Here is a 23,961-nt window from a genome sequence, read left to right on the forward strand (position 1 = left end):
ATGGCAAAAGTAATTGGTATCGACCTTGGAACGACGAATTCCTGCGTCGCAGTCATGGACGGCAAGGACGCAAAGGTCATCGAGAATGCGGAAGGTGCGCGCACGACCCCTTCCATGGTGGCCTTTTCCGACGATGGCGAGCGCCTCGTCGGCCAGCCGGCCAAGCGCCAGGCGGTCACCAACCCGACGAACACGCTCTTTGCGGTCAAGCGCCTGATCGGCCGCCGCTACGAAGACCCGACCGTCGAGAAGGACAAGCATCTCGTTCCCTTCAGCATCGTCAAGGGCGACAATGGCGACGCCTGGGTCGAAGCCAATGGCAAGGGCTACTCGCCCGCACAGATTTCCGCGATGATCCTTCAGAAGATGAAGGAAACCGCCGAATCCTATCTCGGTGAAAAGGTCGAGAAAGCCGTCATCACTGTTCCCGCCTACTTCAACGACGCGCAGCGCCAGGCAACCAAGGATGCCGGCAGGATCGCCGGTCTCGAAGTGCTGCGCATCATCAACGAGCCGACTGCTGCCGCTCTCGCCTACGGCCTCGACAAGAAGGACGGCAAGACGATCGCCGTCTACGACCTTGGCGGCGGCACCTTCGATATTTCGATCCTCGAGATCGGCGACGGCGTCTTCGAAGTGAAGTCCACCAACGGCGATACCTTCCTCGGCGGTGAAGACTTCGACATGCGCCTCGTCGAATATCTCGTTGCCGAATTCAAGAAGGACAACGGCATCGACCTGAAGAACGACAAGCTTGCCCTGCAGCGCCTCAAGGAAGCTGCCGAAAAGGCGAAGATCGAACTGTCGTCCTCGCAGCAGACCGAAATCAACCTGCCGTTCATCACGGCTGACGCCTCCGGTCCGAAGCACCTGACGCTGAAGCTGACCCGCGCCAAGCTCGAGAGCCTGGTCGACGATCTCGTCCAGCGCACGATCGCTCCGTGCAAAGCGGCTCTCAAGGATGCCGGCGTCACCGCTGCCGAAATCGACGAAGTGGTCCTCGTCGGCGGCATGAGCCGCATGCCGAAGGTGCAGGAAGTCGTCAAGCAGCTGTTCGGCAAGGAGCCGCACAAGGGCGTCAATCCGGATGAAGTGGTTGCGCTCGGCGCCGCCATCCAGGCCGGCGTTCTGCAGGGCGACGTCAAGGACGTCCTGCTGCTCGACGTCACCCCGTTGTCGCTCGGCATTGAGACACTCGGCGGCGTCTTCACCCGTCTGATCGAACGCAACACGACAATCCCGACTAAGAAGAGCCAGACCTTCTCGACCGCCGAAGACAACCAGCAGGCCGTCACCATCCGCGTTTCGCAGGGCGAACGCGAAATGGCTGCCGACAACAAGCTGCTCGGCCAGTTCGACCTCGTCGGCCTGCCGCCGTCGCCGCGCGGCGTGCCGCAGATCGAAGTCACCTTTGACATCGACGCCAACGGCATCGTGCAGGTTTCGGCCAAGGACAAGGGCACCGGCAAGGAACAGCAGATCCGCATCCAGGCTTCCGGCGGCCTCTCCGACGCCGACATCGAAAAGATGGTGAAGGATGCCGAATCCCACGCTGCCGAAGACAAGAAGCGCCGCGAGACCGTGGAAGCCAAGAACCAGGCCGAGAGCCTGATCCACTCCACGGAAAAGTCGCTGAAGGATTACGGCGACAAGGTCTCCGAAGCCGACCGCACCGCCATCTCGGATGCGATCGCCGCGCTGAAGTCCTCGACCGAGGCAACCGAAGCCGACGCCGAAGACATCAAGGCCAAGACCCAGACGCTGATGGAAGTTTCCATGAAGCTCGGCCAGGCGATCTATGAAGCACAGCAGGCCGAAGGCGGCGCTGCTCCCGATACCTCCGCGGAAGGCGGCGACAATGTCGTCGACGCCGACTACGAGGAAATCAAGGACGACGACCGCAAGAAGTCCGCGTAATCCGCGGCGGCGTGGTTATGCTTCAACACCTGATCCGGCTGCTCACCATGGCAGCCGGAAATCCATTTCCGGGGTTTAATCCTTAATGGCAAAAGCGGACTTTTACGAAACTCTGGGTGTAGCCAAATCGGCGGACGAGAAAGAGCTGAAGAGCGCCTTCCGAAAGCTGGCGATGAAATATCATCCGGACAAGAACCCGGATGACAAGGAAGCCGAACGGAAGTTCAAGGAAATCAACGAAGCCTATGAAATGCTCAAGGACCCGCAGAAGCGGGCAGCCTATGATCGTTATGGCCACGCAGCCTTTGAGCATGGCGGCATGGGCGGCGGTGGCGGCGGCTTTGCCGGCGGCGGCTTCTCCGACATCTTCGAGGATATTTTCGGCGAGATGATGGGCGGCGGACGGGCGCGCCAGCGCTCGTCGGGAGGCCGCGAACGCGGCGCCGATCTTCGCTACAATATGGAAATAACGCTGGAAGAGGCTTTCTCGGGCAAGACGGCGCAGATCCGCGTTCCCACCTCCGTCACCTGCGACGTCTGTTCGGGTTCAGGCGCCAAGCCCGGCACGCAACCGAAGAACTGCGGCACCTGCCAGGGCACGGGCCGCGTGCGCGCGGCGCAGGGTTTCTTCTCGATCGAGCGGACCTGCCCGACCTGCCACGGCCGTGGCCAGATCATTCCCGATCCGTGTCCGAAGTGCCACGGCCAGGGCCGGGTGACGGAAGAGCGGTCACTCTCGGTCAATATTCCCGCCGGCATCGAGGACGGCACGCGCATCCGCCTACAGGGCGAGGGCGAAGCCGGGGCTCGCGGCGGACCGGCCGGCGATCTTTATATCTTCCTGTCGGTGAAGCCGCATGAATTCTACCAGCGTGACGGAGCCGACCTCTATTGCGCCGTGCCGATCTCGATGACGACGGCTGCTCTCGGCGGAACCTTCGACGTAGCGACACTCGACGGCACCAAATCGCGGGTGAGCGTGCCTGAGGGCACGCAGGCCGGCAAACAGTTCCGTCTCAAGGGCAAGGGCATGCCGGTGCTGCGTTCGGCGCAGACGGGCGACCTTTATATCCAGATCCAGATCGAGACACCGCAAAAGCTCACCAAGCGTCAGCGCGAACTGCTGCAGGAATTCGAGCAGATTTCTTCCAAGGAGAACAATCCGGAGTCGACGGGTTTCTTTGCCCGGATGAAGGAATTCTTCGAAGGCTGAGCCGTCGATCGATAGGCAATCGCGAAAGCCGGGGACGGAAACGTCTCCGGCTTTTTTTGCACCCGCAAATCCTGATTTGGGACATGGGCAGTTCCTGCCAGGCGATCTGTTCCAGATCTGCCGCGCAATCTGTTCCAGATCGACACGGTGCCCACTCGGAACAGGAACTTGCGTTAACGCAGCCCGATGATGCCGCTTGCAAGTTTTTAAAATGACTCCAATCTCTGCTGTCAGCGCATGACCCAGGAGCTCGGAATCGATGTCAGGGGGTGATGCGCAGTTTCAGAGCGACAGAGCGTTTCCCGCGCGTCCAATTGGACGCAGGCGCTCTAACGGGGACCACGAAGCAAGAGTATCCATCATGGCGCCAGCCTTTTCCTCTCAGTCCGAAGATGTCGACGTTCTCGCCGGCGCCATTTACACATGGTGTGCCGAGCGCAATATCAAGCTTCGCAGCCAGCAGGGCCTTTCCATCGCCAGTATCGCGATCGACCTCTACCACGCCGGCCACCAGACGCAGGACGACCTGCTAACGGCGTTGCATGGGTGCGAGATTCACTGATTCACCAACGCGTCGCGAAATGCGTCTACCGCTGGGGACAGGCAGCCCCCCCGACATGGCTCGGAGGTCATCCCTGTCTGGAGAAGTCTTGCTTCTCCCGAAGGTCAGCTAACCGCTTCAGCGGAGTCAGGCGGCGCTATCGACCGCTTCGCCGCTCATCAGTGTAAGGATTGTCTTGACCGCTTCCTTGCCTGCCGCCGAATTCAGCTTGTCGTAGCTCAGCGCAAGGGCATAGGCATCAGGGCTGAGTTCGATACGGCCGCCGAATTCCGATATATCGGTCCCCTCGAAGAGGGCGGCGATCTCGACGCCGAGAAAAACCGCGATCTGATGCAGCTTGCTGGCTGAAACCCGGTTCGTTCCCTTTTCATATTTCTGGATCTGCTGGAAAGTCAGTCCGAGTGCTTCACCGAGCTCGAGCTGGGAAACACGACGAATGGCGCGAAGCTGTCTGATGTTGCGACCAACGATGATATCGACCGGATCTGGCACTTCACCACTCTCTTATACATGAACCTTTTGTTCACCATATCGTTTTCCCGAGATAAGGCAATCCTGTAGTTGCAAAATTCAACCGGCTTTTTGCAGGCGTCACGTTACGTCAGCAAACGCCGAGAAATGCCGCAGAAGCCCTGTCATCCAGGTGATCGGAGCGCGACGACGACGGCTGTCGTCGGTAAGGACGGCCAATCTCGACGCCTCGGATTCGGTTGTATTTTTCGCGGGTTCGAGAAAACCGTACCGAAAAGTTCCGGAATTGACCGTGTTTACGATGCTCCCCGTCAAGCGGGCGCGATCCGCGCGCGAAGCTGCGCGCTTGCCATCTGCGCCGCTTCGGCTTAGCTGTCACGCTTCACGGACCCGGATACGCAATGCCGCATAAGGTTTCTCTCTCCCGTCTGAAGCTGACGGACTTCCGCAATTATGCGGCCGCGAGCCTTAGCCTCGATGGTCGGCACGCCGTGCTGACCGGAGACAATGGCGCCGGCAAGACCAATCTCATGGAGGCGGTCTCGCTGCTTTCGCCCGGCCGCGGCCTGCGCCGAGCCGCCTATGGCGACATTACCCGCGTCGGCGCGGCCGGCGGCTTTTCGATCTTCGCGGCGCTGGATGGCATGGAGGGCGAGGTCGAGATCGGAACCGGCATAGAAGCGGGTGAGGAGACCACAGCCCGCCGGCTTCGCATCAACGGCACCCCGGCAAAAACCGCCGACGAGTTGACCGATCACCTGCGTCTTCTCTGGCTGACACCGGCGATGGACGGGCTCTTCACCGGCGCCTCCTCCGACCGCCGGCGCTTTCTCGACCGGCTGGTGCTGTCGCTCGATCCGGCCCACGGCCGCCGCGCCAGCGATTTCGAGCGTGCCATGCGCAGCCGCAACAAACTGCTGGACGAGAGCCGCTTCGACCCTTCCTGGCTTGCGGGTATCGAAGAACAGATGGCAAGCCTCGGTATTGCCATGGCGCTCGCCCGCCAGGAAATGCTCGGCCTTTTGAGCCGGCTGATCGAGGAAACACTGGAGAGCTCGCCTTTCCCCTCGGCCTCACTGCAGCTCTCGGGCTTCATGGACGGCCAGTTCTCGCGCCCATCGGTCGACCTCGAGGACGACTACGCGGAAATGCTGGCCGAGAGCCGCTACCGCGATGCCGGCGCGGGGCGCACGCTGGAGGGACCGCACCGGGCTGACCTCATCGTCCACCACCGCGAAAAGGCGATGGAGGCGGCGCGTTGTTCCACCGGCGAGCAGAAAGCGCTGCTTGTCGGCCTGGTGCTTGCCCATGCACGACTCGTCGGCAATCTTACCGCCCATGCGCCGATCCTGCTGCTCGACGAAATCGCCGCGCATCTCGACGAGAACAGGCGCGCCGCGTTGTTCGACCTCATCGACGGACTGGGCGGTCAGGCCTTCATGACCGGAACGGATCGGGGAATGTTCTCGGCCCTCGGCGACAGGGCGCAGTTCTTTACGGTTGCGGACGGAAGGGTGTTCGGATGAGGGAGACAGCTTTTCCCGATGTCGCTTTTCCCGATGTCGGGGGCCATGCTACCATCGCCGCCATGGAACCTCTCAGCCCCGATGAAATCGCCCGGTATCAACGCCATATCCTGCTCCCCGAAATCGGCGGCGCAGGCCAGCAGAAACTCAAGGCCGCCCGCGTGCTGGTGATCGGCGCCGGCGGGCTCGGTGCGCCGATTCTGCAATATCTCGCCGCCGCCGGTATCGGCACGCTCGGCATCGTCGACGACGACCGGGTGTCGCTGTCCAATCTGCAGCGCCAGGTGATCCATGATTCCGGCACGATCGGCGAGCGGAAAACCGAAAGCGCCGCCTTGGCCATTGCCAGGCTCAACCCGCATGTGCGGCTCATCCGCTTCGAGGAACGCTTTTCTCGCGAGACTGCCCGGCGTCAATTGTCCGGCTTCGATCTCCTGATCGACGGCTCCGACAATTTCGATACGCGTTATGCCGCGGCCGATGCGGCGGAGGAAGCACGTATCCCACTCGTCACCGGAGCCGTCGGTCGTTTCGACGGTTCGCTGACGGTGCTAAAACCTTACGCGACGGCCGAGGACGGAGCGCCCAACCCAGGCTACCGCGACCTGTTTCCCGAGGCGCCACCGGCGGGCCTGATCCCCAGCTGCGCCGAAGCCGGTGTCATCGGCGCGCTCACCGGCGTCATCGGCACGATGATGGCGATGGAGGCGATCAAGCTCGTCACCGGCGCCGGCGAGCCGCTGATCGGGCGGCTGCTGCTTTACGACGCACTCTCGGCCCGGTTCGAAACCGTGCGCTACAAGCGCCGCCGCGCAAGGCAGGCCGGATGACGATTATCCGCCTTGATCGGAGCTTCACGCGCTGGGACGAGCTGCTCGCCCTCATCCTCACGGCCTTCGCTTCGATGAACGGGAGGATCGATCCGCCGTCCTCGGCGCTCAGTCTGACGGCGGAGGCGCTGGCAGCAAAGGCTGAGGCCGAGATCGGCCATGTCGTCATCGACGATGGCAAACTGACCGGCTGCCTGTTTCTGCGGCCGGAGGCCGATTGTCTCTATGTCGGCAAGCTCGCCGTTCTGCCGGCAGCGCAAGGCAAGGGCCTCGGCAGGCGTTTGCTCGCAGTTGCCGAGGAGACGGCTGCAGAACTCGGCTTTGCCGCTTTGCGGCTGGAGACACGCATCGAGCTCACCGACAATCACGCCGTCTTTGCCGCCTGGGGATTTTCCAGAAGCGCCGAAAAGGCCCATCCTGGTTTTGCCAGGACGACCTTCGTCGAGATGCGGAAGATCCTTACTCGCTGACGCGCATCGACCGAATCCGCTCCCCGAATTAGCTCACCGGCCCGGCAGCACCCGGTTCGGCGGTCTGTGGCCGTCGATGAAGGTGCGGATATTGATGATGACCTTGTCGCCCATGTCGATCCGGCCTTCGATCGTCGCCGAACTCATATGCGGCAGCAGCACGACCTTGCCCTCATTGGCGAGCTTGACGAGCTTCGGATTGACGGCCGGCTCGTTCTCGAACACGTCGAGGCCGGCGCCGGCGATCTTGCCCTCCCTCAGGCATTTGATCAGCTGGGCTTCATCGACGACGTCACCGCGCGCTGTATTGACGAGATAGGCGGTGGGCTGCAGCAGCGCCAGGCGGCGCGCCGAAATCAGGTGAAAGGTTGCCGGTGTCGAGGGGCAGTTGATCGAGACGATGTCGACACGGGCCAGCATCTGGTCGAGGCTTTCCCAATAGGTTGCCTCCAACTCGTCCTCGACGGCTGGATTGACGCGCTTGCGATTGTGATAGTGGATCGAAAGACCAAAAGCCTTGGCGCGGCGGGCCACCGCCGTGCCGATACGCCCCATGCCGACGATGCCGATGCGCTTTCCGTGAATGCGCCGGCCGAGCATCCAGGTGGGAGACCAGCCGGCCCACTCGCCCGGCTTGTCGGTCAGGATCCGCGCCCCTTCGCCGAGCCGCCTCGGAACCGCGAGAATCAGCGCCATTGTCATATCGGCGGTGTCCTCGGTCAGGACGTTCGGCGTGTTGGTGACGGTGATGCCCTTGCGCGCCGCCGCCTCGACGTCGATGTGGTCGGTGCCGTTGGAGAAGCTGGCAATAAGCTTCATCTGCGGCCCCGCCTCTTCGATCAGGGCCGCATCGATGCGATCGGTGACCGTCGGCACCAGCACGTCGGCAGTCCGGACAGCGGCGATAAGCTCGGGAACGGAGCGCGGCGCGTCATCGATGTTCAGCTCGGCATCGAACAGCTCCCGCATTCGGGTTTCGACGGCATCCGGCAGCTTGCGGGTGATATAGACCTTCGGTTTTTTCTTCGCTGTCATGGCTGCCTGCGGTGCCTTGTTCAGAGGTCTTTAACCAAGAGGGGTGATAATTTTCCCGTTCCGGGCAATTTCTACCAGACCCGCACGCGAAGACAAACAAAACTCGTGGTGCAGCCGGGGAATGTCAAAGCCCGGACCGCGTGCAGGCCGGGCTTGCCCGCGAATTCGAGCAAACGGAAGCCTCCATGCGCAGCAAAGTCCTGAAGTCCTGCCTCGCCCTCGCGATCGCTCTGGCCGCATCCATGGGAACCTTAGAATTTGCTCATGCGCAGGCGGCCAAAGGGCCGAGCGGCCTGCCGTTGCCGCGCTTCGTCACATTGAAATCGAAGCGCGTCAACCTGCGCATCGGCCCCGGAACGGATTTCGCCGTATCGTGGATGTATCTGAAATCCGGCCTGCCGGTGGAAATCATCCAGGAATACGACAATTGGCGCCGCATCCGCGATGCCGACGGCACTGAAGGCTGGGTCAATCAGTCGCTGCTGTCAGGCCAGCGCGCGGCGATCGCCGCACCCTGGATGAAGGCGAAGGGCAAGGGCGTCTATGTCAACCTGCGCCGCGAGGCGCAGCCCTCCGCCTCGATCGTCGCCAAGCTGGAACCCGGCGTGATGCTGACGATCGGCGAATGCAACGGCGATTGGTGCCACGCAGAAACCGACGGCGCCGCAGGCTGGGTGGCGCAGTCGGAAATCTGGGGCGCCTATCCCGGCGAGGCCTTCAAATAAGCCCCGCCTGTTTGGCGGCGTCGGAAAGCGAGGTCATCGGGCGTGGGCCGATCTGCTGAATGACAATGCCGGCGGCGAGACAACCGAGCTTGCCGCAATCCTCCAGGGACCTTCCCCGCGTGTAGCCATAGAGGAAGCCGGAGGCAAACAGGTCGCCGGCGCCCGTTGTGTCAACAACTTCCCGAATCCTGATCGCATCGACGTAATAACGCTCGCGGCCCTTCAGGATGACGGCGCCGTTCTCGCTCATCGTCACGGCGGCGATCTTGCAGTCCGCGGCGATCCTGTTCAGCGCCTCTTCGAAATCGTCGGTCTGGTAAAGCGACAGCGCCTCCTGGCGATTGGCAAAGACGATATCGACCTTGCCGGAGCGCATCAGATCGAGGAACTCGCCGCGATATCGGTCGACGCAGAAACTGTCGGACAGTGTCATCGACATTTCCCGGCCGTGTTGATGGGCGATGCGGGCGCAATCGAGAATCGCCTCCTTGGCGCGCGGCGGATCCCACAGATAACCCTCGAAATAGGTGACCTTGGCATTGGCGACGACATCGGCCTCGACATCCTCAGGACCGAGTTCGACGCAGGCGCCGAGATAGGTATTCATCGAACGCTCGCCATCCTCGGTGACAAAGATCATCGAACGCGCCGTCGGCGGGAAGGTGCCCTTCGGCTTCGTCTGATAGTGGACGCCCTGGGCGCGGATGTCGTGGGTAAAGATGTCTCCGAGCTGATCTGCGGCGACATTGCCGAAATAGGCGGCCTTACCGCCGAGGTTGGCAACGCCCGCCGCCGTGTTGCCGGCGCTGCCGCCGGAGGCTTCCAGTGCCGGTCCCATGCGCGAATACAAGAGTTCGGCGCGTTCGGCGTCGATGAGGTTCATCGCCGCCTTCGTGATCTGGTTGTCAATGAGGAACTGGTCGTTGCAACGGGCGATGATATCCACGATTGCGTTGCCGACCGTCAGAACATCGAATCTTGTCATGAAATGGGGGGTCCCGGATTTGTGATAGCCGGGGTTCGGTCTTAGCGAAATTTCTGCGGTTTGGAAGGACAAATGGTGAATGGCGCATCTATTTCTTCGCAAAAGTGCCGCTTATTCGTCACGCCGCTGTCATCTTCGAAATCTACAAAAACTCGCAGGAAAACCGGCATGAGCAGCTTTCAGTTGCGGCCGGGCGCCCGAGGGATGATCCCTTCGATCTTACCGGCGCGATGCTGACCACGGATGAACTGGCAGCTTCGTGATCGGGATATCCGGCAGGGCCGGAGCGGAAAAGCGGGCTGTGCCCGCTTTTTTTGCTTTGCGGAGAGCCGAGCGCCGGAGCGGGCGGCGCTTGCCTTTTCAATTCGAACCTTTTGCTGCCAGAGCGCCGTGCATCCGTTCGGATGCAAAGGACGCTCTCACTCTTTAAATCTACGCATCGGACTTACCGAAAATCGATTCCGATTTTCGGGCCGATGCTGTAGAAGTCGGATACTCCCCTCCCCCGCAGAGCATCCTGCCTCATGTCAGCCATCATTCTCGACGTCCTCCCCATCTTCATCCTGATCCTCATCGGCTGGGTGATCGTTCGCAGCGGCCTGATGACGTCGAATGTCGGCGACGCGCTCAGCGAATTCGTCTTCAAGATCGCCGTGCCGCTGCTGCTCTTCCGCACCATCGCCGAAGCGGATTTCCACGGCGCCTCGCCTTTCCGGCTCTGGATCGTCTATTTCTCCGGCGTCGCCATCACCTGGACGGCCGGGCATATCGCCGCCACGCGGCTTTTCGGCCGCGACGAACGGATCGGCGTTCTCGCCGGGGTGTCCTCAGCCTTCGCCAACAACGTCTTCATCGGGCTGCCGCTCGTTCAGCGGACCATCGGCGACGAAGGGCTGGTGGCGTTGTCGATCCTCCTTGCCGTGCATCTGCCTGTCATGATGGTCGCTGGCACAGTGCTGATGGAGCATGCGGAGCGCAAGATCGCCGGCAAAAGCGACCGCAGCATGATGTTCGTGCTTCGCCAGATCGCCATCAATCTCATACGCAATCCGCTGGTGATCGGGCTTGCGGCGGGCATGGCCATGCACCTTTCCGGCCTTACCATGACTGCAACGCTGGCGACGGTCGTCAATCAGATTGCCGGCATTGCCGGTCCGGCAGCGCTGATCTCGCTCGGGATGGCGCTGGAGAGATACGGCGTCTCCGGCAATTTTGGTATTGCCAGCGTCACCTCGAGCTTAAAGCTGCTGCTGCTGCCCGGTTGCGTCTGGGCGGCGAGCCATCTCCTCGGCCTCAACCCTGCATGGACGGCAGCGATCGTGCTGACCTCGTCGGTGCCGACAGGCGTCAACGCCTGGCTGATCGCCAACCGGTTCGGCGTCGGTCACAGCCTCGCCGCCTCGACGATCACGGTGACAACGGCTCTCGGCGCCATCACGGTCTCGCTCTGGGCCTATTTCCTCGGCGCCTGAGCATGTCACCCAAAATGCGCGGCGGTCTTGTCATAACGACGCGCGCAAAAACTCGCTCTTCGCGCAGCAAAAAGCCCGGCGCGCGGGCCGGGCTTTGAAAATCAGGCGATCATCCCGCCGTTCACTGCGTGGCCGTTTTCGGATCCGGCAGCGGCACCGGCGAATCAGCGAGCGTGTGCAGGTAGAGGATGACGTTGGCGCGATCCTGATCCTTCGCCAGACCGGCGAAGCCCATTGCGGTGCCGGGAACATCCTTCTTCGGCGCCAGCAGGAACTTGTTGAGGTTCTCGAAAGTCCACTTCTCGCTGCTACCCTTGGAGAAATCCTTCATCGCAGCGGAATAAGCGAAGCCTTCATGCGAGGCGATCGGGCGATCTACGACACCAAAGAGGTTCGGACCGACCTTGTTCGGTCCGCCTTTGGTGCCGTCATGACAGGCCTGACACTTCTTGAAGACCGCTTCACCGGCCTTGGCATCTGCAGAAGCGAGCAACTGCGCGATCGGAACGGCAGCGGCCGGCGCAGCTTCGCCACCGGCGGCCGGCGCCTCTTCGGCAACGATCGCGAAACCTTCCTTCTCCGGCGCTTCGGAATGGAAGATCCCCTCGGACGCGATGGAGACCGACATCAGAACGAAAATCGTTCCGAGCAGCGCCCCCACGGCCGTATTGACGTATGAATTCATCTGCAATGCTCCCCTTGCAGCCGGCAGACAAGAACCGGACCATCTTGAAATCGCGCGGAACCTATGTCTTTTGACTGTTCGTTGCAACTGTCTAAATGGTCTTATGCGTGAGACTTTTTGACACTTTTCAGCCCGGAATAGAAGGCCCGAACAATGCGTGATTCAAATTTCGACGACGTGCTCGTATTGATTCCGGCACGGATGGCCTCCACCCGGCTTCCGGGCAAGCCGCTCGCCGATATTTGCGGACTGCCGATGGTCGTGCAGGTGGCGATGCGCGCAAGAGAAGCCGAAATCGGCCGGGTCGTCGTCGCCGTCGACGATCCGCAGGTGTTCGATACGGTGGCCGCCGCCGGCTTCGAAGTTGTCATGACCAGCAAGGATCATCAATCCGGCTCGGACCGCATCTTCGAGGCGTTGACGAAGGTCGATCCGGACGGCAAGGCGAAGTTCATCGTCAACGTCCAGGGCGACCTGCCGACGATCGAGCCGGAAACAGTGCGGGCGGCCTTGCGCCCCCTCGAGAACGAGGCGGTCGATATCGGCACGCTGACCATCGAAATCGATAATGAGGAGGACAAGACCGCGCCGCACATCGTCAAGGTCATCGGTTCGCCGATTTCCGACACCCGCCTGCGCGGCCTCTACTTCACTCGCGCCACGGCGCCCTACGGCAAGGGGCCGCTCTACCATCATATCGGCCTCTATGCCTATCGGCGCGCGGCGCTCGAACGGTTCGTGTCGCTCGGCCCGTCGACGCTTGAAAAGCGCGAGTCGCTGGAGCAGCTGCGGGCACTGGAGGCCGGCATGCGCATCGATGCCGAGATCGTTGACACGGTTCCGCTCGGTGTCGATACTCCCGCCGACCTCGAAAAAGCGCGGCGCATCCTCTCTGCACGGCAGAACTGACAGGACGATCATGAACATCAAGACCAACAGGATCGCCTTCCAGGGCGAATTCGGCGCCAATTCCGACATGGCCTGCCGCGACATGTTTCCGACCATGGAGCCGCTGCCCTGCCAGACTTTCGAGGATGCCTTCACGGCCGTCGACAATGGCGACGCCGATATCGCAATGATCCCGATCGAGAACACCATTGCCGGACGCGTTGCCGATATCCATCATCTGCTGCCGGAATCGCGGCTGCATATCATCGGCGAATATTTCATGCCGATCCGCTTCCAGCTGATGGTGCTGCCCGGGGTCACCCAGGACGAGATCCGCACGGTGCACAGCCATATCCACGCACTCGGCCAATGCCGCAAGATCGTGCGCGCTCACGGCTGGAAGCCTGTCATCGCCGGCGATACGGCGGGGGCGGCTAAACTCGTCAAGGAAACCGGCGATCGCTCGATGGCGGCACTCGCGCCGCGCCTTGCCGCCGATCTCTATGGGCTGGAGATCGTCGCCGAGAACGTCGAGGATACCGAAAACAACGTTACCCGTTTCGTCATCCTGTCCCGCGATGAGGAATGGGCGCAACGCAGTTCGGCCGAGGAAAAGGTCGTCACCACCTTCGTCTTCAACGTTCGCAACATTCCGGCCGCGCTCTACAAGGCGCTCGGCGGATTTGCCACGAACAATATCAACATGACGAAGCTCGAAAGCTATCAGCTCGGCGGAAAATTCGTGGCGACGCAATTCTACGCCGATATCGAGGGCCATCCGAACGATCCGAACGTTCGCCGGGCATTGGAGGAGCTGCGTTTCTTCTCCGAAAAGGTGCGCATCCTCGGCGTCTACAAGGGGCATGTGATGCGAGGTCTGCTTTAACAGGCCTCGCGCTCTCTCATTATTTATCCGGCTCGCAGACGCGCAGCCGATGCCCGTCCGGGTCGAGCACCACGAAGGTCGGGCCGAAATCGAGTTCGGTCAGTTCCTGGGCAATCGGCAGGCCGCGCTGACGCCAGTCATCATATTGCCTGGCGACGGCATTTTCTCCCGCCACCATGAAGGCCACTTCGCCTCGATTGCCGATGGCGGAAGGCTGCGGCTCGACCTTGCTGCGCCGCCAGAGACCAAGGGTGAAGCCGCCATCGAGCGGGAAGGCGACGAAATTCGGCGCTTCGACGGCCGGCTCGCGGTTCAGGAGGTTCCGGTAGAAGCTGGCGCTTTCGGCAGGATCCTTGACATAGAGGATTATCAGATTGGGGCTGGTCATTTCGATTCTCCCGTTGCTGTAAGTTGGGTCATGCGAGATGTCCTGCTGCCAATTTGTGGCAGCAGGAAACGAAAGGCGCCGCGAAAGCAACGCCCCGTTCTCGTCAAGTGGATGAGCTGGACAATCAGATATTTAGAGCGGGAACCGGTCCTGGAGGCGCGGGTTGCGCCCATCCATGAAACCGAGGTCGCGCCTGCGGGAATCCGGCATGGCTTCGACATCGAGTTTCGAGCGGCTTGCCTCGGGGATCCGGAAAAGGCTCATAGCCAGGCGCAGCAGGCCGGAGCGTGCCGACTGCCGGACGTCGGCAAAAGTTTCGGCCGAAATGATATCTGCAAAACTATCGGAGGCGAAGCGATCGCCGGCCTGTTGAATGATTGGAGGCGTTACCATGATCAGTACTCCTTCCCAAGCGCATCGGCACGATGCGCAAAACCTGGATGTCACAGCCTCCTGCGTGTCCGAAGACGCGCGGCGCTGTAGTGAAGTGAGGCTGATAATAACTCTCCCTGCTGACAGTTTATGGCAGCAGCGTTCAGGTCTCCAGCGGCACGTCCTGCGTCTCGCGCCATTCCTTTAGGAGCACCGTGCGGCGACGGGGATAACGCATCTCATGGACCGCCATGTCGATGATGCGATCGGTGCGGAAATGGCGAAAATCCTGGCGCAGTTCGCACCAGGCCATGATGATGCGCACATGCTCGAAATAGCCGAGCGCGAAGGGCCAGACACGGCGGCGGGAGATACGGCCCTGCTCGTCGCCGTAATGCAGTTCGAGCACGCGCTCCAGGCGGATCGCCTTGCGGATAGCCGAAACATCAGCCCTGTCCTCGTCCTGGCGTTTGCGACCAACGAACAGTGTCGCCGAATCGACCGTTTCACGCATGTCGGCCGGCAGCACGGCGACGATCTTGGCGAGCGCATCGGCGCCGGCGCCCGCAAGGCGCGGCTCGGCGGCGCGGGCCACCCAGCGCGAACCGAGCACCAAGGCTTCCAGCTCTTCTTCGGAAAACATCATCGGCGGCAACATGAAGCCGGGCTTCAGCACATAACCGATGCCCGCTTCGCCTTCGATCATCGCCCCCTGGGCCTGCAGGCTGGCAATATCGCGATAGAGCGTGCGCAGGCTGACGCCGGTTTCCTGGGCAAGAACAGTTCCGGTCACCGGCCGCCGATAACGCCGGAGCGTCTGGAGCAGCGTCAGCAGCCGTTCCGAGCGGGCGACCGGCATCGTGTTACCGCTTCCACTCCGCCCAGTCGCGCATCAGGCGGTGGGCGATCGCCCCTTTCGGTGGAGAGGCCTTGCCCGTTGCACTCGGGCGTTCCAGCATCTCGATTGTTTCCTCGCGGGTGAACCAGCGGCAATCCTCGAGTTCCGTCTCGTCGCGTGTAATTTCGGTGGATTTGGCCTCGGCGTAACAGCCGATCATCAGCGAATGCGGCATCGGCCAGGGCTGCGAGGCGTGATAGCGGATGCGGCCGGTGCGGATGCCCGATTCCTCCAACGTTTCCCGGCGCACGGCATTCTCGATGGTTTCGCCGGGTTCGACGAAGCCGGCAAGGCAGGAATACATGCCGGGCGCAAAATGCGGGCTGCGGCCGAGCAGGCAAAGGTCGCGCGTCTCGTCGATCGTCAGCATGATGACGACGGGGTCGGTACGAGGGAAGATCATGTGTTCGCAGGCGGCGCAGACGCGCTTGTAGCCGCCGATATGAATCTCCATCGCCGCGCCGCAGCGGCCGCAGAAGCGGTTGTCGCCATTCCAGCGGATGAGGCTTGCGGCCTGGGCGAATTCGCCGAGCAAGACTTCGTCGATCAGCATCTCGCGAAACAGCGTGCGGCCGTCGGCCGGCTTGTATTGGCTGGCAAGGTCCTCGACGTCGATGCCGACGGGAACGGCAAGGCGCGGCTCGCCTGATTTGCGGTAGCCGAGCAGCACAGTCTCGTCCCAATTCGGCTGCAATTCCTGCAGTTCGTAACGGGCAAACAGCGGATCGAGCACCTGGCCGTCATGTTTCAGCACCAGCTTGTCCCGGGCAAAGGCGAAGATATGGGTACCGTCCTTTGCCAGCGCCCTTTCGACGGAATGTTCGTCGCGATGTTCGGAATCGCGATTGAGGTCGTTGGCGGCAAAGGCAGTGAGATTGCTGGGTTCCGGATGCGGCACATCCGAATCGAAAAGCGAATGGTTCATGATGAAAGGGCTTCCCGCAGCTTTGCTGTGAATTCGTCTCTCCTTGCGTCCTCGTAAGGCTCGGCGCGCTCGAAACCCCAGATGGGACCCGGCCAGTTGGCATCGCCTTCGAAGCGGGCAATGACATGAACATGAAGCTGGCGGACGATGTTGCCAAGAGCCCCTATGTTGATTTTTGTCGCGCCGGTGATGTTCTTCAAGGCCTTGGCGACAAGCTCCGTCTCGAAGGCGAGCAGCACCTGATCGAGCGGCGTCAACTCGAAAATTTCAGCAATGCCGGCCCGGCGCGGGACCAGAATGAGCCACGGCCAGCGGGCATCCTTGGATAATCTGAGATCACAGAGACCGGTGACCATGATGCTGACGCTGTCGTTTTCCAGCCGGGGGTCGAGCACAAAACCGTCCAAGGGACATTCCTCCTGTCTTTTCCTAGGACTAGCAGTTTTTTTGGATGTTGGCTTGCTTTTGATGACGATATTGCCGATATGTGCATCCGGGAGGTTGGTGGTGGACGAGCCACTCGCCAACCGGGTCAGGTCCGGAAGGAAGCAGCCCTAACGAGCCCGGCACGGGTCATCGTGCCAGCCTCCCACCTTCTCTCCACGAAATGCTCGACAATTTCGGGCGACAAGCAGGGCGATGAGCGATACCGAGCGACAATCAAAAGATGCCGCCTCGACGGGCACCGGGTACCGGGTGCTGGCTCGCAAATACCGCCCCAAGGATTTCACGGACCTGATGGTCGGCCAGGAGCCGATGGTCCGCACGCTCACCAACGCCTTCGAGACCGGCCGCATTGCCCAGGCCTATATGCTGACCGGCGTGCGCGGCGTCGGCAAGACGACGACGGCGCGCATCCTGGCGCGGGCGCTGAATTACAAGACGGCAGAAATCGACAAGCCGACGATCGACCTGCGTGTGCCCGGCGAACATTGCCAGGCAATCATGGAAGGCCGGCATGTCGATGTGATCGAAATGGATGCCGCTTCGCATACCGGTATCGACGATATAAGAGAAATCATAGAGCAGGTGCGCTACCGGCCGGTTTCGGCGCGCTACAAGGTCTATATCATCGACGAAGTGCACATGCTGTCGACCCAGGCCTTCAACGGCCTGTTGAAGACGTTGGAAGAGCCGCCGGAGCATGTGAAGTTCATCTTCGCCACCACCGAAATCCGCAAGGTGCCGATCACCGTGCTGTCGCGTTGCCAGCGCTTCGACCTGCGCCGCATCAGCGCGTCGGATCTCGTCGGGCTGTTTTCGACAATCGCGGCCAAGGAGGGCATTGAGGCGGAAGGCGACGCGCTGGCGATGATCGCGCGAGCCGCCGAAGGCTCTGCCCGCGACGGCCTGTCGCTGCTCGACCAGGCGATCGCCCATGGCGCAGGCGCCGTGCAGGCGGAAGCGGTGCGCGGCATGCTCGGCCTTGCCGACCGCGCCCGGATCGTCGATCTCTTTCAGCATATCATCAAAGGCGACGTGGCCGCCGCCCTCGGCGAATTCCAGAACCAGTACGAGGCCGGCGCCAATCCGGTGGTCGTACTCACCGATCTTGCCGATTTCACCCATCTGGTAACGCGACTGAAATATGTGCCGGATGCGGCAAACGACCCTTCTCTCAGCGAGATCGAGCGCACCAAGGCGGCGGAATTCGCCAAGGGTGTTGCGGTGACGACGCTGTCGCGCATCTGGCAGATGCTGCTGAAGGGCATTCCCGAAACGGAAGGCTCGTCGCGCACGGCGGGTGCCGCCGAGATGGTGCTGATCCGGCTTGCGCATGCGGCCCATCTGCCGGCGCCCGAGGATGCGGCGCGGCGGCTTACGGAGTTTTCCGGCGATAATGTCGGCCAACGGCCCTCCTCACCTTCGGGCAATGGCGGCGGCAACGGAACACGGGTTCCTTATCAGAGCAGCGTTACGGCACGGGCGACGGAGCCGACACCACGGCCGCAGCCTTCGGGGCCGACCGCGATGCTCCGCGCCGTGCCAAATCCGGAACCGCAGAATATCGGCCGCACCGAGGCCAGGCCCGCAGAGGCTCCGAAGCCGCTCGTGCGTGTCAATTCCATCGCCGACATCGTCGAGCTTGCGAGCGAGAAGCGCGACGTCAAGCTGAAGGCACTGGTGCGCAACTTCGTGCGCCCGGTCCGTCTTGAGCCGGGTCGGCTGGATGTGAACCTCACCGAAGGCGCTCCGAATACGCTGCTCAACGAGCTTGCCGTTAAGCTCAAGGAATGGACCGGCATCCACTGGATCGTCAGCACCAGCCGCGAAGAAGGCGGGCCGACGATGGTGGAGGCGGAAGCCAAGGCGCAGGAGCAGCGTGTGAGCGACGCGCGCCAGGACCCTGACGTAGCGGCAATCCTGGCGCAGTTTCCGGGCGCGAAAATCATCGACGTGCGCGTGCGGGCACCCGAACCGGAGGAGGAAGGCGAGGTCAAACCGCCGGCTGTCGCCGAATCCGAGGAAGGCGACATCCTGCCGGGCGACGACATAGAATTCTAAGGTTTCAAGAAGGAGCGAGACGATGCGCGACATCATGGGCATGATGGGCAAAGTCAAGGAAATGCAGGCCAAGATGGAGCAGATGCAGGCGGAAATCGCCGAGCTCACGGCCGAAGGCAAGGCGGGCGGCGGCCTCGTCACCGTCATCATCTCCGGCAAGGGCGAACTCAAGAGCCTGAAGATCGACCCGTCGCTGTTCAAGGAGAACGACGTCGAGATCCTCGAGGATCTGATCGTCGCCGCTCATAAGGACGCCAAGGACAAGGCCGAGGCGCTCGCCGCCGAAAAGACAAAGGCGCTGACCGCCGGTCTGCCGATCCCGCCCGGCTTCAAGCTGCCATTCTGATAGCAGGCAATTGGTCTTCATATTGACTGTGGTTCCAATAGCCGATGCGGCTATCGAGCCGGCGATGCCTACAGAACGCCGCTCTTAACGCTGTGCTTCCAGCATCGCCCGCAGCTTGCAGTGAATGGGGGCGGCGAGATATCGCGACCGGTCCGCCTCCGAAAGCTGCCGGCCGAATGTTCTCATCAGCTCCGGCATCGTCACCTTATTGCCTGAAAAGGGCTGATGCTCGACCGCCGTTCCGACCTCGGCCACACCGCGCCTGATGACACGAGAGTAAATGCCGGGACGGGCGGCATCGGTGTAGCGTTTGACGAATTTCGGATCGTGCATCCTGGCGGCGAAGGTGGCGCAGGGAATGCGGCATGCGGTGACTTCGAGGATGAGATCGCCTGATACGAACCGGTCGCCGACGGCAACGTCGCGATTGTCGAGACCGGAGATGACCATGTTTTCGCCGAAGGTGCCGGGCTCGTAAGACCGGCCTAACTCCTCGCTCCACCAGTCGAGCGTCAGCGATCCCTCGATATAAACCGCCTGATCGACACCGCCATGGTGTTTGCGGTTGCAGATGGCATCGCCGACCAGCCCCTCGGCGTCGATCATCACCGCGCCGTTGACGGGCCGTTTGAAGATACCGGTCTTGTAGCTCTTGCCGGCCAGCCTCTCCGGATTGCCGATACAAAGCGCCAGGATTTTCATGGGGCAGCCGATCCTTCCGCGATTCCGTTTTCGTTCCATATCAGTTAAGAACAGCGCATGGCAAAACGAGTCACCGGCCCCGAAATCGAAAAACTCATCCAGCTTCTGGCGAAGGTGCCGGGCCTCGGGCCGCGCTCGGCCCGCCGGGCGGCGCTGCATCTGATCAAGAAGAAGGACCAGTTGCTCGGGCCGCTGTCGAACGCGATGGGCGAAGCCTATAACAGGGTGAAGATCTGCTCGCGCTGTGGCAACGTCGACACGGTCGACCCCTGCACCGTCTGCACCGACACGCAGCGCGATCAATCCGTCATCATCGTCGTCGAAGACGTATCCGATCTCTGGGCGCTGGAGCGGGCGGGGGCGATGAACGCCGCCTATCACGTGCTCGGCGGCACGCTGTCGCCGCTCGACGGGATCGGGCCCGACGACCTCAACATTCGCGGGCTGGTCGCCCGGATCGGCGAAGGCGGCATTCGCGAACTGATCATCGCCGTCAACGCCACCGTCGAGGGGCAAACGACGGCGCATTACATCACCGACCAGTTGCAGGGACTCGAGGTGAAGATCACGCGGCTGGCGCATGGCGTGCCGGTTGGCGGCGAGCTCGACTATCTCGATGAGGGCACGCTGGCGGCGGCGCTGCGGGCGCGGACGGTGATGTGAGGGGTTTGTCTATGCTTCGAATATTCGCGCTCGCCGTAACAGCCGCGCTTCTCCCCCTCCCTTCCCACGCGGCCCCTTCCAAAGCCGATGTCGAGGCGCAGTTCGAAAACTGGGTGCAGAAGGACCTCTGGCCGGAAGCAAAGACAGGCGGCATTTCCGAGAAGACCTTCCAGGCCGCCTTCTCCGGCGTCACGCTGAACTGGAACCTGCCCGATCTCGCCCCGCCCGGCTTCCCGTCGCCGAAGGAGCAGAAGCAGACGCAGGCCGAATTTTCCTCGCCCGGTCCCTATTTCAACGAGGACCGGCTGAAGAGGCTTGCCGTAACGGGACGCGGCTTTGCCGCGCAATATGGCTCGACGCTGAAGCGGATCGAGAAGACCTATGGCGTGCCGGGCTCGATCGTGCTTGCCATCTGGGGCCGGGAGACGGGCTTCGGGGCCGCGAAGATCCCGAATTCGGCGATCGAGGTACTGGCGACCAAGGCCTTCATGTCGTCGCGCAAGGAGATGTTCCGTACCGAGCTGCTGGCGGCACTGCACATTCTCGACGGCGGCGACGTCACACCCGTCGATTTCAAGAGCTCATGGGCCGGCGCGCTCGGCCAGCCGCAATTCATGCCGACGAGTTATCTGAAATATGCGGTGGATTTCGACGGCGACGGCCACCGCAACATCTGGACCTCGGTGCCGGATACGCTCGCCTCGATCGCCAACTATCTGGTCAAGAAGGGCTGGCAGCGCGATCGTGACTGGGGCTTCGAGGTATCGATACCCGAAGCGGTCTCCTGCGCGCAGGAGGGGCTTGATCTCGCAAAGCCGCTTTCGCACTGGGCCTCGCTCGGCATTGAGCGCATCTCCGGCAAGGCCTTTCCCTCAGGTGAGATGAAGGCTCAAGGGATGATGCTGGTGCCGGCCGGCCGCGACGGTCCGGAATTCATCGTCACGCCGAATTTCTACATCATCAAGGAGTATAACAACTCCGACCTCTACGCGCTCTATATCGGCAATCTCGCCGACCGGATCGCCTCGAACGGCGGCACCTTCGAGGGCGAATGGGGCGATGTCGGCAAGATGCTGCGTTCGGATGTCGCCGCCATGCAGAAGGCGCTGGAGCGCCAGGGTTATGACGTCGGCGGTTCCGACGGATTGCCGGGCTACAAGACGCGGCGCTCGATCGGCCAGTGGCAGGAGAAGAACGGCATGAAGCCGACATGTTTTCCCGAAGCCAGCATGAAGGGCAAGCTGAAGTAGCCGGCTTCACAGGCTGCGCTTCATGCCCATATGGCTGGCGACGAAGCCGAGCTTCTCGTAGAAGCGGATCGAGTCTTTCCGCGTTTTGTCCGATGTCAGCTGCACGAGGCCGCAGCCGCGCTCGACGCATTGGGCGACCGCCCATTCGATGAACTGCGCGCCGAGACCCGAACCGCGAAGCTCTCTTGCGACACGGACGCTTTCGATCTGACCGCGCCACATGCCGGTCCGGGAGAGGCCGGGAAGAAAGCTCAGCTGCAGGCAACCGACGACCTGGTCGGAGGCGTCGGTTGCGACAGCCAGCAGCTGGTTGGCATCCGCCTCGATCGCCGCGAAAGCCGAGAGATAACGCGCGTCAACGGGATCGGAGACAATTTCTCTGGCGGCGCCGAGATCGTCATCGGCGAGAAGCCGGACGATGGCGGCGAGATCGGATCGGTGGGCAATCCTGAAACTGTGCATGGCTGGTCTCAATGATGCAGATCGATCGGCGCCTTGTGGAAGACATCGTCGTCTGGCGGGATGGCCTGGCGCTCGATCATGCGGTGGACATGGGGCGGGCCTTCGCCGCGGTGGAGCGCGCGCAGCCGGTCGATGTTTTCGGCGTCGGCCTGCGTGCGCCGCTGGTTGTGTCTTATATATTCGACCCAGGTCGGCGTATGGTAGGTCTCGGTCCACAGCCCGGGATTTTCGAGATCGCGCATCAGCGCCCAGTTGCGCGCGCCGTCCCGGATGCGGATGCGGCGGCGCTCGCCCATCAGCGCCATGAATTCCGCCAGGTCGTCGTCGGCGATCTGGTAGTCGACCTGAATGACGATCGGGCCGCTGCGCGGGGTGATGTCGAGGCTCAAGGCCGGCGCAGTGAAGCGGTTTAAGGGATCGAGATTGAGCGAGGCGAAGGCCGGCATGGAAAAGCGCAGGCCGATCGCAATGCCGAGCAGCATGACAACAGATGACATCAGCAGCGCATCGGCGACCCCATAGCGATCGGCGGCGACACCCCAGAGCCAGCTGCCGCCGGCGATGCCGCCGAAGGTGACGGTCTGGTAGAGCGACAGCGCGCGGCCGACCACCCAGCGCGGCGTCGACAGCTGCACGATGGTGTTGAAGAGCGACAACGCCGAGACCCAGCAGGCGCCGGAGACGAGCAAGCCGGCGGAGGTCAGCACGGCGCTCGGACTGTAGGCGGCGATGACGGCACTCAGCGCGAAACCGGCAAAGGCCAGGCGGATGATCGTCTCGCTGGACAGCGCCTGGCGAATTCTCGCACTCAGCACCGCACCGCCGATCGCACCGATGCCGAAGGCGCCGAGCATGAAGCCATAGGTCAGCGGACCGCCGGCAACGAGATCGAGGGCGACGACCGGCAGCAGCGCCAGGATCGAGCTCGCGCCGATGCCGAAAACCAGCCCTCGCACGAGGACCTTTTCAAGATTGGGCGACATCGAGACATAACGCAGGCCGGCGAAGATGGCGCTGCCGAGCGCTTCGCGCGGCAGGGTGGAGACGGGCGTGCTCGGGCGCCAGCGCAGCAGGGCGTAGATCAGGGCGAGGTAACTTGCGGTGTTAACCGCAAAGGCCGCGGCGGCACCCGCTGCCGCCACAATGACGCCGCCGATCGCCGGGCCGACGCTGCGGGTGATGTTGAAGCCCATGCTGTTCAGCGTGACGGCGCCGGGCAGATCGGCGCGCGGCACCATATCGCCGACGGAGGCCTGCCAGGAGGGGTTGTTGAGCGCCGTGCCGCAGCCGATCAGGAAGGTGAAGAAGAGCAGCAGCCAGGGCGTGACCCAACCAAGAAGGGCCGACGCCGTCAGCAACGCCGAAACCGTCAGCATCATGCACTGCGCCGTCAGCATAACCCGGCGGCGATCAAAATTATCGGCCAACGCCCCCGATATCAGTGAAAACAGCATAATCGGCAGCGCTGTCGAGGTCTGCACCAGCGCGACCATGTCCTCCGAGGCGGTAATCGTCGTCATCATCCAGGCGGCACCCACCGCCTGGATCAGGCCGCCGAAATTCGAGGAAAGGCTGGCGAACCAGATGGTGCGGTAGGTATCGTGCCGCAAGGGCGCCAGTGTCGACGATGTATAGCCCACGATGTCTCCCGCTTTTGTTATTGTGTGCCAACGGCAATATATGCGGAAGACGATCGCTGGCCATAGGTCCGTTCTCCTCGCCCGGCATGAATTGGCGGAATCGCTCTCAGACCTTGCAATTTCGGAAAAACCCGACTATATGGCT

Annotated in this window: 26 protein-coding genes and 1 other RNA gene; 15 read left to right on the forward strand and 12 right to left on the reverse strand. The window is 62.1% G+C overall.

Annotation, left to right across the window (positions count from 1 at the left end; translation table 11 throughout):
* The 3 genes from dnaK (at position 1) to J7U39_RS19275 (ending at position 3,692) form a co-directional block, all read left to right on the forward strand.
* Positions 1–1,917: a molecular chaperone DnaK gene (dnaK, locus tag J7U39_RS19265; RefSeq protein ID WP_210629630.1), complete on the forward strand. Its 1,917-nt coding sequence runs from the start codon at positions 1–3 to the stop codon at positions 1,915–1,917.
* Positions 1,918–2,002: 85 nt separating this feature from the next.
* On the forward strand, positions 2,003–3,130 hold the full coding sequence (gene dnaJ, locus J7U39_RS19270) for a molecular chaperone DnaJ (protein WP_210629631.1): 1,128 nt from the start codon (positions 2,003–2,005) through the stop codon (positions 3,128–3,130).
* 361 nt (positions 3,131–3,491) lie between these two features.
* Positions 3,492–3,692 carry a hypothetical protein gene (locus tag J7U39_RS19275; RefSeq protein ID WP_085776534.1) on the forward strand — a complete coding sequence of 67 codons (201 nt, stop codon included), beginning with the start codon at positions 3,492–3,494 and terminating at the stop codon, positions 3,690–3,692.
* A gap of 126 nt (positions 3,693–3,818) precedes the next feature.
* Here J7U39_RS19275 and J7U39_RS19280 read toward each other — a convergent pair whose 3' ends face one another.
* Complete coding sequence (locus J7U39_RS19280) at positions 3,819–4,184, reverse strand: helix-turn-helix transcriptional regulator (protein WP_210629632.1); 366 nt, start codon at positions 4,182–4,184, stop codon at positions 3,819–3,821.
* Between the two features lie 380 nt (positions 4,185–4,564).
* Between J7U39_RS19280 and recF the strand changes: the two genes are divergently transcribed.
* From recF to J7U39_RS19295, 3 genes are all read left to right on the forward strand, one after another.
* Positions 4,565–5,689, forward strand: a complete 1,125-nt coding sequence (gene recF, locus J7U39_RS19285; protein WP_210629633.1) for a DNA replication/repair protein RecF — start codon at positions 4,565–4,567, stop codon at positions 5,687–5,689.
* A gap of 62 nt (positions 5,690–5,751) precedes the next feature.
* Positions 5,752–6,519, forward strand: coding sequence for a molybdopterin-synthase adenylyltransferase MoeB (locus J7U39_RS19290; protein WP_210631713.1), 768 nt, complete (start codon positions 5,752–5,754; stop codon positions 6,517–6,519).
* Entirely contained in the window at positions 6,516–6,989 is a 474-nt protein-coding gene (locus J7U39_RS19295; RefSeq protein WP_210629634.1) for a GNAT family N-acetyltransferase, read from the forward strand. The genes J7U39_RS19290 and J7U39_RS19295 overlap by 4 nt, the downstream gene beginning before the upstream one ends.
* Positions 6,990–7,022: 33 nt before the next feature.
* Here the strand turns inward: J7U39_RS19295 and J7U39_RS19300 are convergent, their stop codons facing one another.
* Positions 7,023–8,024 carry a D-glycerate dehydrogenase gene (locus J7U39_RS19300; protein ID WP_210629635.1) on the reverse strand — a complete coding sequence of 334 codons (1,002 nt, stop codon included), beginning with the start codon at positions 8,022–8,024 and terminating at the stop codon, positions 7,023–7,025.
* Between the two features lie 185 nt (positions 8,025–8,209).
* Here J7U39_RS19300 and J7U39_RS19305 point away from each other — a divergent pair, with 185 nt between their 5' ends.
* Positions 8,210–8,749 (forward strand): SH3 domain-containing protein, encoded by a 540-nt coding sequence (locus J7U39_RS19305; protein ID WP_210629636.1) that lies wholly within the window; start codon positions 8,210–8,212, stop codon positions 8,747–8,749.
* Here the strand turns inward: J7U39_RS19305 and J7U39_RS19310 are convergent.
* Positions 8,742–9,734, reverse strand: a complete 993-nt coding sequence (locus J7U39_RS19310) for an adenosine kinase (protein ID WP_210629637.1) — start codon at positions 9,732–9,734, stop codon at positions 8,742–8,744. The two genes, J7U39_RS19305 and J7U39_RS19310, sit on opposite strands and share 8 nt — an antisense overlap.
* 524 nt (positions 9,735–10,258) lie before the next feature.
* On the opposite strand from J7U39_RS19310, the gene J7U39_RS19315 reads away from it, so the two are divergent.
* Complete coding sequence (locus tag J7U39_RS19315; protein ID WP_210629638.1) at positions 10,259–11,206, forward strand: AEC family transporter; 948 nt, start codon at positions 10,259–10,261, stop codon at positions 11,204–11,206.
* 121 nt (positions 11,207–11,327) lie between these two features.
* On the opposite strand, the gene J7U39_RS19320 is transcribed toward J7U39_RS19315, so the two are convergent.
* Entirely contained in the window at positions 11,328–11,891 is a 564-nt protein-coding gene (locus J7U39_RS19320) for a cytochrome c family protein (protein WP_210629639.1), read from the reverse strand.
* 153 nt (positions 11,892–12,044) lie between these two features.
* On the opposite strand from J7U39_RS19320, the gene J7U39_RS19325 reads away from it, so the two are divergent.
* Positions 12,045–12,800, forward strand: coding sequence for a 3-deoxy-manno-octulosonate cytidylyltransferase (locus J7U39_RS19325; protein ID WP_210629640.1), 756 nt, complete (start codon positions 12,045–12,047; stop codon positions 12,798–12,800).
* Between the two features lie 10 nt (positions 12,801–12,810).
* A complete protein-coding gene (locus J7U39_RS19330; RefSeq protein ID WP_210629641.1) occupies positions 12,811–13,665 on the forward strand; it encodes a prephenate dehydratase in 855 nt (284 codons plus the stop codon).
* 19 nt (positions 13,666–13,684) lie between these two features.
* Here the strand turns inward: J7U39_RS19330 and J7U39_RS19335 are convergent, their stop codons facing one another.
* From J7U39_RS19335 to J7U39_RS19355, 5 genes are all read right to left on the reverse strand, one after another.
* Positions 13,685–14,053, reverse strand: coding sequence for a VOC family protein (locus J7U39_RS19335; protein ID WP_210629642.1), 369 nt, complete (start codon positions 14,051–14,053; stop codon positions 13,685–13,687).
* 132 nt (positions 14,054–14,185) lie between these two features.
* Positions 14,186–14,446: a hypothetical protein gene (locus J7U39_RS19340; RefSeq protein WP_210629643.1), complete on the reverse strand. Its 261-nt coding sequence runs from the start codon at positions 14,444–14,446 to the stop codon at positions 14,186–14,188.
* A gap of 142 nt (positions 14,447–14,588) precedes the next feature.
* Entirely contained in the window at positions 14,589–15,284 is a 696-nt protein-coding gene (locus J7U39_RS19345) for a YafY family protein (protein ID WP_210629644.1), read from the reverse strand.
* A 4-nt stretch (positions 15,285–15,288) separates the two neighbouring features.
* Entirely contained in the window at positions 15,289–16,248 is a 960-nt protein-coding gene (gene nudC / locus J7U39_RS19350; protein WP_210629645.1) for an NAD(+) diphosphatase, read from the reverse strand.
* Positions 16,245–16,655 (reverse strand): HIT family protein, encoded by a 411-nt coding sequence (locus J7U39_RS19355; protein ID WP_210629646.1) that lies wholly within the window; start codon positions 16,653–16,655, stop codon positions 16,245–16,247. The genes nudC and J7U39_RS19355 overlap by 4 nt, the downstream gene beginning before the upstream one ends.
* Positions 16,656–16,744: 89 nt before the next feature.
* Between J7U39_RS19355 and ffs the strand changes: the two genes are divergently transcribed.
* The 3 genes from ffs (at position 16,745) to J7U39_RS19370 (ending at position 19,099) form a co-directional block, all read left to right on the forward strand.
* An RNA gene (gene ffs / locus J7U39_RS19360) (signal recognition particle sRNA small type) lies at positions 16,745–16,841 on the forward strand.
* Between the two features lie 46 nt (positions 16,842–16,887).
* A complete protein-coding gene (locus J7U39_RS19365; protein ID WP_210629647.1) occupies positions 16,888–18,753 on the forward strand; it encodes a DNA polymerase III subunit gamma/tau in 1,866 nt (621 codons plus the stop codon).
* Positions 18,754–18,775: 22 nt separating this feature from the next.
* Complete coding sequence (locus J7U39_RS19370; RefSeq protein ID WP_210629648.1) at positions 18,776–19,099, forward strand: YbaB/EbfC family nucleoid-associated protein; 324 nt, start codon at positions 18,776–18,778, stop codon at positions 19,097–19,099.
* 84 nt (positions 19,100–19,183) lie between these two features.
* On the opposite strand, the gene J7U39_RS19375 is transcribed toward J7U39_RS19370, so the two are convergent.
* Positions 19,184–19,801, reverse strand: a complete 618-nt coding sequence (locus tag J7U39_RS19375) for an MOSC domain-containing protein (protein ID WP_210629649.1) — start codon at positions 19,799–19,801, stop codon at positions 19,184–19,186.
* Between the two features lie 57 nt (positions 19,802–19,858).
* Here J7U39_RS19375 and recR point away from each other — a divergent pair, with 57 nt between their 5' ends.
* A complete protein-coding gene (recR, locus tag J7U39_RS19380) occupies positions 19,859–20,464 on the forward strand; it encodes a recombination mediator RecR (protein WP_210629650.1) in 606 nt (201 codons plus the stop codon).
* An 11-nt stretch (positions 20,465–20,475) separates the two neighbouring features.
* Entirely contained in the window at positions 20,476–21,714 is a 1,239-nt protein-coding gene (locus tag J7U39_RS19385) for a lytic murein transglycosylase (RefSeq protein WP_210629651.1), read from the forward strand.
* 6 nt (positions 21,715–21,720) lie between these two features.
* Here J7U39_RS19385 and J7U39_RS19390 read toward each other — a convergent pair whose 3' ends face one another.
* Positions 21,721–22,176 carry a GNAT family N-acetyltransferase gene (locus J7U39_RS19390; RefSeq protein ID WP_210629652.1) on the reverse strand — a complete coding sequence of 152 codons (456 nt, stop codon included), beginning with the start codon at positions 22,174–22,176 and terminating at the stop codon, positions 21,721–21,723.
* A gap of 8 nt (positions 22,177–22,184) precedes the next feature.
* Positions 22,185–23,816 carry an MFS transporter gene (locus tag J7U39_RS19395; RefSeq protein ID WP_210629653.1) on the reverse strand — a complete coding sequence of 544 codons (1,632 nt, stop codon included), beginning with the start codon at positions 23,814–23,816 and terminating at the stop codon, positions 22,185–22,187.
* Between the last annotated feature and the right edge of the window lie 145 nt (positions 23,817–23,961).

Origin of the sequence: Rhizobium sp. NLR16a (genome assembly GCF_017948245.1) — a bacterium.
GTDB lineage: Bacteria > Pseudomonadota > Alphaproteobacteria > Rhizobiales > Rhizobiaceae > Rhizobium.